The organism is Granulosicoccus sp. 3-233, assembly GCF_052681095.1.
Map to the genome: position 1 here is coordinate 999,043 of NZ_JBQYLE010000001.1, position 13,267 is coordinate 1,012,309.

Genomic DNA, 13,267 nt, shown 5'->3' on the forward strand with positions numbered 1-13,267 from the left:
CCGGCTATTCAACGACATTATCTTTTTGAGGCAGACACAGTGAGTTCTTTAAACGTACCAATTTACATGGACTATTCGGCCACGACACCCGTGGACGAGCGAGTGGCTGCCAGCATGGCCAAATGTCTGACCATCCAGGGACATTTTGGTAACCCGGCTTCACGGTCGCACCCATTCGGCTGGAATGCCGATGAGCTGGTCGAGCAGGCGCGTGACAATGTTGCCAATCTCATTGGCGCAAACAGCAAGGAAATCGTCTGGACTTCGGGTGCCACCGAGTCGGACAATCTGGCCATCAAGGGTGCCGCGCATTTCAATGCCAAGAAGGGCAAGCACATTGTCACCCTGAAAACCGAACACAAGGCTGTACTGGATACCTGCAGGCAGCTGGAGCGTGAAGGCTTCGAAGTGACCTATCTGGATCCTCTGGAGAACGGTCTGCTGGACATGGACGCGTTCAAGGCAGCACTGCGTGACGACACCACCGTCGTGTCAATCATGCATGTCAACAACGAAATCGGCGTCATTCAGGACATCGCCGCCATCGGCAAGATCACTCGCGAGCGTGGAATCATCTTTCACGTCGACGCGGCGCAAAGCCCCGGCAAGGTGGCTATCGACGTCAACGAGATGAACGTGGATCTCCTGTCGCTGTGTGCTCACAAGGTCTACGGACCAAAGGGCATCGGAGCTCTGTATGTGCGTCGCAAGCCGCGCGTGCGTCTGGAAGCGCAGATTCATGGCGGTGGTCACGAACGCGGCATGCGTTCAGGAACCTTGCCCACTCATCAGATCGTGGGCATGGGTGACGCCTTCCGTATCGCCGGTGAGGAGATGGAAGAAGAGAACAAGCGCCTGAAGAAATTGCGTGACCGTTTGTGGGATGGACTGTCCGACATGGAAGAGATCTACATCAATGGCGATCTCGAACAGCGTATTCCGGGTAATCTGAATGTCAGCTTCAACTTCGTGGAAGGTGAAAGCCTGATCATGTCGATGAAGGACATTGCGGTATCCAGTGGTTCGGCCTGCACCAGTGCCAGCCTCGAGCCGTCCTATGTGCTGCGAGCCATTGGCCGTAATGACGAATTGGCGCACAGCTCGATTCGTTTCACCATCGGGCGTTTTACAACCGAAGAGGAAGTCGATTTCACGATCAGGAAGACACGGGATGCAGTAGAGAAACTGCGTGATCTGTCACCGTTGTGGGACATGCACAAGGAAGGCATCGACCTCGACTCTGTCGAGTGGGCTTCTCACTGAGTCGCCGAGGCGATCCGGCAGGAACTCATCCAAACGAATGTGCGATTGAAAGATCGACCTTTTACAACAGAAGACCGAACGGTGACCCGGCGGGTTGCCGAAACTGGAGAAAACCATGGCTTACAGTGACAAAGTACTCGACCATTATGAAAACCCGCGCAACGTAGGCGTGCTCGACAAGGACGACCCCAATGTCGGTACCGGCATGGTCGGAGCGCCGGCCTGCGGAGACGTCATGCGCCTGCAGATCAAGGTCAATGACGAAGGCATCATTGAAGATGCAAAGTTCAAGACGTATGGTTGTGGTTCCGCCATTGCCTCGTCGTCCCTGGTGACCGAAATGGTCAAGGGCAAGACGCTGGAAGAAGTGGGCGAGATCCGTAACAAGCACATTGCTGATGAGCTGGCTCTGCCACCGGTGAAGATCCACTGTTCCGTGCTGGCTGAAGATGCCATTGCGGCGGCCATTGCCGACATCAAGGCAAAGCGTGAAAAGAAGGACGATTCAGAAGCATTGGCCAGCTGAGTCGCTGGTTCTCCGATAGGTCAAGAATACGGCAAGGGTGTGAGAGCGATGACGGTGAGACCCGTCGTGCATTCGCTCTCACTCCGAGTCCGGAGGTTTTCTCTCAGATGGGCGTGACATTTACAGATAGTGCCGCCAGGCATATCAAGAGCTTTCTGGAAAAGCGCGGCAAGGGCATCGGTCTGAGGCTGGCCGTTCGCACAACCGGCTGCTCGGGATTGGCTTACGTGCTGGAATTCGCCGATGAGGTGGCTGCCAACGACGAAGTGTTCAAGGACAACGACGTCACGGTCGTCATCGACAAGAAGAGCCTGGTGTATCTGGACGGAACCGAGCTCGACTTCACGAAGGAAGGCCTGAACGAGGGGTTCAAGTTCAACAACCCGAATGTCAAGGATGAGTGTGGTTGCGGCGAGTCCTTTACCATCTGACTGTATTGGCGGCAGATACCTGATTGCCAGGGGACTGCCTCTTCCTGATTCCGGTCGCCGAGCGGCCACACTGCACTGCCCGGGTGTTCGATAGCCCGGGCAGTGTTGTTACCACGGTATGAGATCGCTTAGTCATGCAGGTTGACCTGTCCAGCAGTTTCTTCGATTTGTTCGGTTTGCCAGTGCAATTCGCCATCGATGAATCGACCCTGATCGCTCGTTTCCAGGACTTGCAACGGCAGCTGCACCCGGACCGCTTTGCCTCCAAGCCGGCGGCCGAGAGACGCTGGTCAATGCAGGCAGCGAGCCATGTCAACGAGGGATACCAGACACTGAAGCATGATCTCAAGCGAGCGATCTACCTGCTGACACTCAATGGAGTATCCGTTGACGAAGAGACCGATACCCAGATGTCGCCCATGTTTCTGATGGAGCAGATGGAATATCGCGAGGCGCTCGAAGCTGCAGAAGCCGCGGCGGATCCGCTTGAAAAGCTGGACGCTGTGCGCGGGCAGTTGAAAGCAGGTGTTCGCGAGCAGATGCAGAATTTCGATCAGGCGGCCGGTGCTGGCAACTGGGACGAAGCCCGAACCACGGTGCGGCAGTGGCAGTTCCTGGACAAGCTGGCTCGTGAAGTGAAGAGCATGGAAGAACGTCTGGACGCATGAGTCGAATCAACACGAACACAATGGAGTATTGAAGTGGCCCTGCTGCAAATAGCCGAACCCGGACAATCGGACGCACCGCACCAGCGGCGTCTGGCTGTCGGCATCGACCTGGGAACGACCAACTCGCTGGTAGCGGCGGTCAGAAGTGGCAGTGCCGATGTGCTGCCGGACAGCGACGGTCACCGTTCCGTGCCGTCGGTCGTGCAGTATGTGCAAGGCGAGACACCTCGTGTGGGGCATGCCGCAGAAGCATCGTCCGGCGATTCTCGCAGTACCATTCGCTCGGCGAAGCGTCTGATGGGCAAGGGGGCTGCCGATCTGGCCGATTCCTGGCTCAGCAAGCACTATGAATTCGACACAGAAAGCGGTTCTCTGCCAGCCTTCGTGACTCATGATGGCAACAAGACATCCATCGACGTGTCCGCGGCAATCCTGCATGAATTGAAGCAGACCGCCGAGCAGACACTCGGTGGCGAGCTGGCCGGCGCTGTGGTGACCGTGCCGGCCTATTTTGATGATGCTCAGCGTCAGGCCACCAAGGATGCAGCGTCGCTGGCGGGTCTGCAGGTATTGCGCCTGCTCAATGAGCCGACTGCGGCGGCAGTCGCCTACGGTCTGGATAACGAAGAGGGCGGCATCGTCGCCATCTACGATCTGGGTGGTGGCACCTTTGATATTTCTCTGCTGAAGATGCAGCAGGGGATTTTCGAAGTGCTTGCCACGGCTGGCAACACGGCATTGGGCGGAGACGACATCGACAACGCCCTGGTTCAGTGGCTGATGGATCAGGCCGGTATCGATTCACTGGCCGATTCGCAACTGGAATCCGATACCAAGCGTTATGCACGTGGCCTGAAGGAGGCCCTGTCTGCATCCGCGTCGGTGTCGGTCGAATGGGGTGATCGCGCCGGCCATGAGGTGCGAACCGAGCTGACAAGAGAGAGCTTCGACGAGCTGGTGATGCCGCTGGTGGCCGCCACTCTGAAGCCTTGCCGTCAGGTGCTGCGCGATGCCGATGTCGAACGTGATCAGGTAACGGCCGTGGTCATGGTCGGAGGCTCGACAAGGGTGCCCCTGGTGCGCGACAAGGTCAGCGAATTCTTCGGCAGACCGGTGCTGACATCCATCGACCCGGATGAAGTCGTGGCCATTGGCGCCGCCATTCAGGCCGATGTGCTGGCAGGCAACAAGCCGGACAGTGATCTGCTGCTGCTGGACGTGACGCCACTGTCACTCGGTCTCGAGATCATGGGCGGTCTGGTGGAAAAGGTGATTCCGCGCAATACCACCATCCCGATTGCCCGGGGACAGGAGTTCACCACATACAAGGACGGTCAGACCGCGATGGCACTGCATGTGGTGCAGGGTGAGCGCGAGCTGGTCGATGATTGCCGGTCACTGGCCCGCTTCGAGCTCAATGGTATCCCGTCTCGGGTGGCCGGTGCCGCGCGCATTCAGGTGCTGTTTCAGGTGGACGCCGATGGGCTGCTGACGGTCAGTGCCCTGGAGCGCGAAAGTGGCGTGGTGGCCAGCGTCGACGTCAAGCCTTCCTATGGACTGTCGGACGGTGAGATCGAAACCATGTTGCGAGAGTCCATGGATCATGCCAGTGAAGACATGCAGAAGCGTGCCTTGCAGGAACAGAAGGTCGAGGCTGCTCGTGTACTGGAAGCCATCGAGGCTGCGTTGCAATCCGACGGTGACGAGCACCTGGATGCGGGTGAGCGTGCTGCCATTGGCGCGCTGATCAGCAGCCTGAAGCAGGTTGTCGACAGCAGCACAGAGCGCGAAGTCATCAAGCAGGCAGTCCTGGCGCTGGAACAAGGCAGCGCCGAGTATGTCGAAAGACGCATGAATGCCAGTGTCCGACAGATGATGTCAGGGCAGGGGCTGGATGACATCGACTCGGCCGTCGGCAAGGCAAAGCACGAGGCTTGCGCTTCGGATTCCTGAGGCCGCTTCGCACGCTCGCCAGCGGGTCGAACGAAACCAACTACAAACATCAGACAGGAGTTCAAGGCGTCATGCCAACCGTAACGATCAAACCGCATCCGGAAATCTGTCCAGAGGGTGCAGAATTCGAAGTGGATCCGGGTATTTCCATTTGCGATGCCATGCTGAAGAACGGTGTGCCGATCGAGCATGCCTGCGAGAAATCCTGTGCCTGCACGACATGCCATGTGCATGTGCGCACCGGCAGTGAAAGTCTGGAAGAGGCGGATGAGCTGGAAGAGGATTATCTCGACAAGGCCTGGGGTCTCGACCCCGATTCACGTCTCAGCTGCCAGGCCATCGTTGCCGATGATGACCTGGTCATCGAGATTCCGAAGTACACCATCAACATGGTTTCCGAGGCACCTCACTGATGAAATGGTCTGACACCAGAGAAATTGCCATCGAGCTGTGCGAAGCTCACCCCGATGTCGATCCGCAATACGTGCGATTCACCGATCTGCACGCCTGGGTGCTGGCACTCGACGGGTTCGATGATGATCCGGAGAAATCCAGTGAAGGCATTCTGGAAGCCATCCAGATGACCTGGCTGGATGAAGTCGACTGAATACGATTCCGTACTCCGGTCGTGTGGCAGTTCCGCACACGACCGACTCGGAACAACACCGGCAAATTGATCGACCACGCAAAAAAGTTGTCATGAAATCGTTCCGTACCGGTTGACTCCTGTAAATGCAGTAGTTATTATTGTGCGGCTGACAGAGACGAAGTTCGGGGTATAGCGCAGCCTGGTAGCGCATCTGCTTTGGGAGCAGAGGGTCGTAGGTTCGAATCCTGCTACCCCGACCACTTTTTCTTTATTCAGTTTATCGGCCCGGTTATCGGCAGAGCGCCCGTAGCTCATGTGGATAGAGCATCGGCCTTCTAAGCCGAGGGTAGCAGGTTCGAATCCTGCCGGGCGCACCATTTCTTTGCCGTAGGGTCCGTAAAGCTGAACCAGCCTTGCTTTGGCAATTTGACGGGCAGTACTTGTGGTGAGCGTAGCTCAGTTGGTAGAGCGCAGGATTGTGATTCCTGTGGTCGCGGGTTCGAATCCCGTCGTTCACCCCACCTTATCCCTCATCCATGCGTAACGTATCGGCATCCTTGCCGAATTTTTCGTTATAATTGACGGCTGACAGTAATACTCTGCGAGAGTGGCGGAATTGGTAGACGCGCTGGTTTTAGGTACCAGTGTCTTTGACGTGGGAGTTCGAGTCTCCCCTTTCGCACCAGTTTTCGTGTCGTGCGCGACACATCACCTGACCGTCGGATGACAGGCCCTGTTCGGCTCCTGAGCGGCCGCGGCACTCATCGTGGTCACTAGAGGCAAGCATGCAAGTATCCGTTGAAACCACCCAAGGCCTTGAGCGCCGCATGACCGTAGCGCTGCCTTCCGAGGACATCGACAGCGCTGTACTGGAACGTCTCCAGAGTCTGAGCAAAACCACACGCATGAATGGTTTTCGCCCGGGCAAGGTACCGTTCAAAGTCGTCAAGAAGCGCTACGAACCACAAGTTCGTGGCGAAGTGCTGGGGTCGATGATCAATCGCTCCTATTTCGATGCAGTGCAACAGGAAAACCTGCGTCCGGCCGGTCAGCCGGATATCGTGCCTGCTCCGGCTTCGGAAGATGACGATGATGCCGGTTTCCGGTTTGTGGCCACCTTCGAGGTCTATCCGGAATTCGAACCGGTTTTCGATGACAGCATTACCGTAACGCGTCCGCTTGTAACCATCGAGGAAAGCGATGTCGATGAGATGCTGGAAAACCTGCGCAAGCAGCGCACCGAATACGTTGCCGTAGAGCGTGAGTCAGCCAACGACGACCAGATCGTGATCGATTTCGTCGGCCGCATGGACGGTGAGGAATTCGATGGCGGCAAAGCCGAGAAAGCACCTCTGGTTCTGGGTAGCAATGCCATGATTCCCGGTTTCGAATCGCAGCTTCTGGGCTTGAAGGCCGGCGACGAGAAAACCATTACAGTCACGTTTCCAGAGGAATATCAGGCAGAGCACCTGGCAGGCAAGGAAACCGAATTCGATATCAAGGTGCACGAAGTCAAGGAATCGAAACTGCCCGAATTTGACGAAGAAATGATCAAGAGCTTCGGTATCGAGGATGGCACTCTGGAGAGTCTGCGCGCGGATATTCGCAAGAACATGGAGCGCGAACTGAAGCAGCGTGTCGAGTCTCAGGTGAAGACACAGGTCATGGATGGACTGGTCAAGCTCAACCCCATTGATGTCCCGGGTGCGCTGGTCGCGGAAGAAATCAAACGCCAGCGGGAACAACTCATGCAACAGATGCCAGCGGATTCCGATTCTTCCATGCTGGCCGACGAGCTGTTCTCCGAGCAGGCGACTCGCCGGGTTCAACTGGGACTGGTGGTTGGTGAAATCATCCAGCAGAAGGAAATCAAGGCCGATGCGGCAGCGGTACGAAAACAGATCGAGGAACTTGCATCTTCCTATCAGGATCCCCAACAAGTCATAGACTACTATTACGGCAACCAGGAGATGTTGAAGAACATCGAAGGCCTGGTACTTGAGGAAGCTGTAACATCCGCTGTCCTTGAAGCTGCAACAGTTGTCGATGAACCAACTACATTCAAAGACATCATGAACCCGTCGGAGCCAGAAGCTCCGGCTGATAGCGAGAACAGCTAACGATGAATTCAGGTCCTACTTGGGGTTTCAACAGCTCACTGTCCGGTAATCACGGGTTTTCGGCTCCGGCCAGCCCGAATGCTGCCGGCGGTCTTGTACCGATGGTTGTGGAGCAGTCGTCGCGCGGTGAGCGTGCGTACGACATCTACTCCCGTCTGCTCAAGGAGCGCGTGATCTTCATGGTTGGTCAGGTAGAAGACTACATGGCCAATCTGATCGTCGCTCAGCTGTTGTTCCTCGAGTCGGATAACCCTGACAAGGACATCTCTCTGTATATCAATTCGCCCGGCGGCTCCGTGACTGCTGGCATGGCCATCTATGACACCATGCAGTTCATCAAGCCGAACGTCAGCACACTGTGCATCGGCCAGGCAGCCAGTATGGGAGCCTTTCTGCTGACAGCCGGGCAGAAGGGCAAGCGGTTCGTACTGCCCAACTCACGTGTCATGATTCACCAGCCTTCGGCAGGTTTTCAGGGGCAGGCCACGGATATTGATATTCATGCGAGAGAGATTCTGTCGATAAAGGACAGAATGAACAAATTGATGGCCAAGCACACCGGACAGACCGTCGAGAAAGTGAAAGACGATACCGAGCGTGACAATTTCTTGACAGCCGAAGACGCCGTAGCGTACGGATTGGTGGATCGAATCGTTCAGACGCGTGATGAAGAAGTCAATGTAGCCTCAAGTGGAGACTCTTCTACTCCTGAGAGCTAGACCGGCGTAAACTTGAGCTAGATCTCATGTCGCGATCCTCCCTGATCGCGACTGTGATCTGCACAACAACCCTGATTCAAGTGCCGGAAGAGTGCTTGAATGTTCGCGGGAAACACGGCAATGTGGTGCAAAGCCAGAGGTTTGTAAAAACATGAGTGATCAGGAAGACAAGAAAGACGACGGCAAACTGCTGTACTGCTCTTTTTGCGGTAAGAGCCAGCATGAAGTTCGCAAGCTGATTGCGGGCCCGTCGGTCTTCATCTGCGACGAATGCGTCGATCTGTGTAATGACATCATTACCGAAGAGATGCAGGAGCAGGCAAGTGACGAGGAAAGTTCACTGCCCAAGCCGCATGAGATCAACGAGCTGCTGGATCAGTATGTGATCGGCCAGGCCAAGGCCAAGCGAATCCTGTCCGTAGCGGTGTACAACCACTACAAGCGTCTCGAGTACAAGGACAAGAAGGGCGATGTCGAGCTTGCGAAAAGCAACATTCTGCTGATTGGTCCAACCGGTTCGGGCAAGACCCTCTTGGCAGAAACGCTGGCAAGAACATTGAACGTGCCGTTCACGATAGCCGACGCCACCACACTGACCGAAGCCGGTTACGTGGGTGAGGATGTCGAGAACATCATTCAGAAACTGCTGCAGAAATGCGACTACGATGTCGAGAAGGCGCAGACGGGCATTGTCTACATCGATGAGATCGACAAGATCTCCCGCAAGTCGGATAACCCTTCCATTACCCGTGATGTATCGGGTGAAGGTGTGCAGCAGGCACTGCTGAAACTGATCGAGGGCACGATTGCGTCAGTACCGCCACAAGGCGGTCGCAAGCATCCGCAGCAGGAATTCCTGCAGGTTGATACGTCCAACATCCTGTTCATCTGCGGTGGTGCATTTGCCGGTCTGGAAAAGATCATCCAGAAGCGCAGTGACAAGGGTGGAATCGGCTTCGCTGCCGAGGTCAAATCCAAGGAAAGTCATGATCACATCGGCAAGCTGCTGATGGATTGCGAAGCTCAGGATCTGATCAGCTTCGGATTGATTCCGGAATTCGTGGGTCGTCTGCCGGTTGTTGCCACTCTGGAAGAACTCGACGAAGAAGCTCTGGTGCGTATCCTGGTCGAGCCGAAGAATGCCATCACCAAGCAGTACCAGAAGCTTCTGGCCATGGAAGAGGTGGATATCGAATTCCGCAAGGATGCCCTGTACGAAGTGGCCCGCAACTCCCTGGAGCGCAAGACCGGCGCTCGTGGTCTGAGAACGATTCTGGAGAATGTATTGCTCGATACCATGTACGAGCTGCCACGTATCGAGAACGTCAAGAAGGTCATTCTCGATGCTGCCGTGGTTCGTGGCGAAGCCAAACCCTATCTGTTGCTCGAAGGGCAGGAAAAGGTCATGGAAGAAGAGAAATACAAGCGCGCAGCCTCTGACGACTGACGGGCAGGCAGGGCTGTCGACATCGCGGATCGATGTCGATGGCGGTCAGCCGCTCACGTCCGCTTGTCTGAGCAGGCGAGACTGAAAGCCTGGCAATATTGCTTCAAGAAAAGCCCCGCAAGGGGCTTTTCGCACATCTGAGGGTGCCGTTTCTCCGGGTCATTCCCCGGTAGTCGAATTATCGGCAAACTCCCCGACAGGGCTGATTACACGGGGTTTCCACGCTTGATTTTTCCGAAGCGGGTCTCACCTTGTCGTGTATGCTCGACTTATACAAGTCAGCCTCACACAGGAGAGCTCAGCCCCGTGACTGATACCGAAATCATTGAAGAAGTACCGACCGAGCCTGCACAGCTGCCGGTCCTGCCATTGCGTGATGTCGTGGTCTATCCGCATATGGTCATCCCTCTGTTCGTCGGACGTGAAAAGTCCATTGATGCGCTGGATGCGGCCATGTCGGCCGACAAGCGCATCATGCTTGCTGCCCAGACCAGTGCAGCGGTGGATGAGCCCACTGACGACGACATTCACCGCGTGGGCACGATTGCCACCATTCTGCAATTGCTGAAATTGCCCGACGGTACCATCAAGGTGCTGGTGGAAGGTGTTCAGCGTGCGCTGATCGATCACGTCAGCACGGCAGAAAAAGGCTATTTCACCGCCGATTACAGCTTCCCTCCGGCACCTGAAGCGGAGGCTGGTAGCGAGGCCGATGAGAAGGAACTCGATGTACTGGTTCGTTCGGTCACGAACATGTTCGATCAGTACGTCAAGATGAACAAGAAAGTGCCTCCGGAAATACTCAGTTCGCTGTCCGGTGTCAACGATGCCGATCGGCTGGCCGACATGATTGCAGCGCAGATGTCTCTGCGAGTCGAGGAAAAGCAGGCCATTCTGGAACTGTTTTCTCCGGCTGAACGACTGGAACATCTGTTGAAGCTCATGGAGTCGGAGTTGGACATGTTGCAGGTCGAGAAGCGCATTCGCGGTCGCGTCAAGCAGCAGATGGAAAAGAGCCAGCGCGAGTACTATCTCAACGAGCAGATGAAAGCCATCCAGAAGGAACTGGGCGAGATGGATGATGTGCCCAATGAGACGGATGAACTGACGCGCAAGATTGCCGAAGGCGGTTTGTCGAAAGAGGCGCGCAAGAAGGCAACGGCAGAACTCAACAAGCTGAAGATGATGTCGCCGATGTCGGCTGAAGCGACTGTAGTGCGTAACTACATCGATACGCTGGTAAGCCTGCCCTGGAAGAAGAAATCGAAGCTCAAGAATACGCTCAAGCAGGCAGAGCAGACGCTCGAGCACGATCACTATGGCCTGGAGAAGGTCAAGGAACGCATCCTGGAATACCTGGCGGTCCAGCAAAGAGTCGGGCATGCCAAGGGTCCCATTCTGTGTCTGGTCGGACCTCCTGGTGTGGGCAAGACCTCACTGGGGAAATCGATCGCTCGTGCCACGGGTCGTCGATTCAGCCGCATGGCTTTGGGTGGGGTCAGGGACGAGGCGGAGATCCGCGGTCATCGACGTACCTATATCGGTTCCATGCCGGGCAAGATCGTGCAGAACCTGGCGAAGGTGAAGCGTCGCAACCCGCTCATTCTTCTGGATGAGATCGACAAGATGTCGACGGACTTTCGTGGTGATCCATCATCTGCCTTGCTGGAAGTGCTGGATCCGGAGCAGAACCATACCTTTACCGATCATTACCTCGAAGTGGAATACGACCTGTCGGATGTGATGTTCGTGGCAACGGCCAATACGATGAACATTCCTGAGCCACTGCTCGATCGTATGGAGGTCATTCGCATTCCCGGTTATACGGAAATGGAGAAGGCCAACATTGCCGAGCGCTATCTGCTGCCACGCAAGATGGAAGACAACGGCTTGAAGGTGTCCGAGCTGTCCGTCAGTGATGATGCCATCATGGCAATCATTCGCAGCTATACCCGCGAAGCCGGTGTCCGTAATCTCGAGCGTGAAGTGGCCAAGATCTGTCGCAAGGTCGTCAGAGAAGTCATGGAACTGGAACTCGAGCTGAAGGAGAAGGGTGAGGAAGCGAGCAGTCACGAGCCTGTGGCAGTCACCGCCGACAACATTGGTGATTACCTGGGTGTTCCCCGTTTTCGTCATGGCCGGGCAGAGAAGGAGAATCAGGTGGGTCAGGTGACCGGTCTGGCCTGGACCTCTGTCGGCGGCGAGCTACTGACGATCGAGTCCACGGTGGTGCCGGGCAAGGGCAAACTGAGTTCGACAGGGCAGTTGGGCGATGTCATGCAGGAGTCCATCCAGGCGGCCATGATGGTGGTTCGCAGTCGGGCCCAGTCACTGGGTATCGATGCGGATTTTCATGAAAAGCTGGACATACATCTGCACGTGCCTGAGGGGGCGACTCCCAAAGATGGTCCAAGTGCCGGTGTTGGCATGTGTACCGCTATCGTATCCTGCCTGACGGATGTACCGGTGCGTGCCAATGTTGCAATGACCGGTGAGATCACCCTGCGGGGTGAAGTGCTTCCGATTGGCGGTCTGAAGGAAAAACTGCTGGCCGCACAACGTGGTGGAATCGATACGGTCCTGATTCCGATCGAGAACGAGAAGGATCTGTCCGAGATTCCGGACGAGATAAAATCTGGTCTGGATATACGCCCCGTGCAGTGGATTGATGAAGTGCTGGCTGTTGCATTGGCCAGTTCACCCGGGCCCGATGGTGAGAAGCTTGCCGACCCGGTGTCCGGCAAGGATGAGCTTCAGGGCGGTGCTGCAGGAGAGGTCAGGACTCACTGATCGAAGGGCTTTTTACAAGTCTGAAACCGACCTGTTTGTAAACAGGTCGGTTTCACTAATTGTGTGTCATTTATTTCACAATTGTTCCTGCACACTTTCCCGATTAATTCGGATACTATTCTCCTTGTTGAACGGCCACGGACAAAGATTCTCTGATCCGGTGAGTTGCGATTCTTCAAGAGTTATTTGATTATGCTGAAACCCGCGTGGTTGGTGGGTTTTTCAGTTATTTTCGCGTATGATTCGCACATTGCTTTTGGGTATTCACCAGCGTCATGAGAAACTGGCGTTCAAATAACAGTACAAACGGGGAAGTCGGTTTATGAATAAAGGTGAGTTTGTTGATGCGGTTGCCGCAAAGGGCGATATGTCAAAGGCAGATGCAGCCAATGCGGTCGACGCAGTATTGGACGCAGTAACCGATGCCATGAAGCAAGGAGACGCAGTTACTCTCGTTGGTTTTGGCACATTCCTTGTTCGTAAACGTGAAGCTCGCACTGGCCGTAACCCACGTACAGGTGAGCCTCTTCAGATTGCAGCATCAAATGTTCCTAGTTTTAAAGCTGGCAAAGCTTTGAAAGATGCTGTAAACTAAGACGCTTGGGTGCTTAGCTCAGCTGGTAGAGCATCGCCCTTACAAGGCGAGGGTCGGCGGTTCGATCCCGTCAGCACCCACCATTTTTGGAGCGGTAGTTCAGTTGGTTAGAATACCGGCCTGTCACGCCGGGGGTCGCGGGTTCGAGTCCCGTCCGCTCCGCCAA

At 55.6% G+C, this 13,267-nt stretch carries 12 protein-coding genes and 6 tRNA genes; all 18 read left to right on the plus strand.

Features of this window, described 5'->3' with window-relative positions; translation table 11 throughout:
* Nucleotides 1-39 precede the first annotated feature (39 nt).
* Nucleotides 40-1,263: an IscS subfamily cysteine desulfurase gene (locus ACUNV4_RS04355; RefSeq protein ID WP_430877272.1), complete on the plus strand. Its 1,224-nt coding sequence runs from the start codon at nucleotides 40-42 to the stop codon at nucleotides 1,261-1,263.
* 115 nt (nucleotides 1,264-1,378) lie between these two features.
* A complete protein-coding gene (iscU, locus tag ACUNV4_RS04360; RefSeq protein WP_430877273.1) occupies nucleotides 1,379-1,789 on the plus strand; it encodes a Fe-S cluster assembly scaffold IscU in 411 nt (136 codons plus the stop codon).
* Nucleotides 1,790-1,896: 107 nt separating this feature from the next.
* Nucleotides 1,897-2,220 carry an iron-sulfur cluster assembly protein IscA gene (iscA, locus tag ACUNV4_RS04365; RefSeq protein WP_430877274.1) on the plus strand — a complete coding sequence of 108 codons (324 nt, stop codon included), beginning with the start codon at nucleotides 1,897-1,899 and terminating at the stop codon, nucleotides 2,218-2,220.
* A 134-nt stretch (nucleotides 2,221-2,354) separates the two neighbouring features.
* Nucleotides 2,355-2,888 (plus strand): Fe-S protein assembly co-chaperone HscB, encoded by a 534-nt coding sequence (gene hscB, locus ACUNV4_RS04370; RefSeq protein ID WP_430877275.1) that lies wholly within the window; start codon nucleotides 2,355-2,357, stop codon nucleotides 2,886-2,888.
* Between the two features lie 33 nt (nucleotides 2,889-2,921).
* Nucleotides 2,922-4,841 (plus strand): Fe-S protein assembly chaperone HscA, encoded by a 1,920-nt coding sequence (hscA, locus tag ACUNV4_RS04375; protein ID WP_430877276.1) that lies wholly within the window; start codon nucleotides 2,922-2,924, stop codon nucleotides 4,839-4,841.
* 71 nt (nucleotides 4,842-4,912) lie between these two features.
* Entirely contained in the window at nucleotides 4,913-5,254 is a 342-nt protein-coding gene (gene fdx / locus ACUNV4_RS04380; RefSeq protein WP_430877277.1) for an ISC system 2Fe-2S type ferredoxin, read from the plus strand.
* Nucleotides 5,254-5,448: a Fe-S cluster assembly protein IscX gene (gene iscX, locus ACUNV4_RS04385; RefSeq protein WP_430877278.1), complete on the plus strand. Its 195-nt coding sequence runs from the start codon at nucleotides 5,254-5,256 to the stop codon at nucleotides 5,446-5,448. The genes fdx and iscX overlap by 1 nt, the downstream gene beginning before the upstream one ends.
* Nucleotides 5,449-5,613: 165 nt before the next feature.
* Nucleotides 5,614-5,690, plus strand: a tRNA-Pro gene (locus ACUNV4_RS04390).
* 40 nt (nucleotides 5,691-5,730) lie between these two features.
* A tRNA-Arg gene (locus ACUNV4_RS04395) sits at nucleotides 5,731-5,807 on the plus strand.
* 68 nt (nucleotides 5,808-5,875) lie between these two features.
* Nucleotides 5,876-5,951: transfer RNA gene (locus ACUNV4_RS04400), tRNA-His, on the plus strand.
* An 80-nt stretch (nucleotides 5,952-6,031) separates the two neighbouring features.
* Nucleotides 6,032-6,115 (plus strand) — tRNA-Leu (locus ACUNV4_RS04405).
* A gap of 100 nt (nucleotides 6,116-6,215) precedes the next feature.
* Nucleotides 6,216-7,550: a trigger factor gene (gene tig, locus ACUNV4_RS04410; protein ID WP_430877279.1), complete on the plus strand. Its 1,335-nt coding sequence runs from the start codon at nucleotides 6,216-6,218 to the stop codon at nucleotides 7,548-7,550.
* 101 nt (nucleotides 7,551-7,651) lie between these two features.
* Nucleotides 7,652-8,269, plus strand: a complete 618-nt coding sequence (gene clpP, locus ACUNV4_RS04415; protein ID WP_430877407.1) for an ATP-dependent Clp endopeptidase proteolytic subunit ClpP — start codon at nucleotides 7,652-7,654, stop codon at nucleotides 8,267-8,269.
* Nucleotides 8,270-8,420: 151 nt separating this feature from the next.
* Nucleotides 8,421-9,716, plus strand: coding sequence for an ATP-dependent Clp protease ATP-binding subunit ClpX (clpX, locus tag ACUNV4_RS04420; RefSeq protein WP_430877280.1), 1,296 nt, complete (start codon nucleotides 8,421-8,423; stop codon nucleotides 9,714-9,716).
* Nucleotides 9,717-10,022: 306 nt separating this feature from the next.
* The gene (gene lon, locus ACUNV4_RS04425; RefSeq protein ID WP_430877281.1) at nucleotides 10,023-12,506 is read left to right on the plus strand and encodes an endopeptidase La; all 2,484 of its coding nucleotides are present in this window, start codon (nucleotides 10,023-10,025) and stop codon (nucleotides 12,504-12,506) included.
* A gap of 322 nt (nucleotides 12,507-12,828) precedes the next feature.
* Nucleotides 12,829-13,101: an HU family DNA-binding protein gene (locus tag ACUNV4_RS04430; protein ID WP_430877282.1), complete on the plus strand. Its 273-nt coding sequence runs from the start codon at nucleotides 12,829-12,831 to the stop codon at nucleotides 13,099-13,101.
* A 7-nt stretch (nucleotides 13,102-13,108) separates the two neighbouring features.
* A tRNA-Val gene (locus tag ACUNV4_RS04435) sits at nucleotides 13,109-13,184 on the plus strand.
* 5 nt (nucleotides 13,185-13,189) lie between these two features.
* Nucleotides 13,190-13,266, plus strand: a tRNA-Asp gene (locus ACUNV4_RS04440).
* Nucleotide 13,267: the final 1 nt, after the last annotated feature.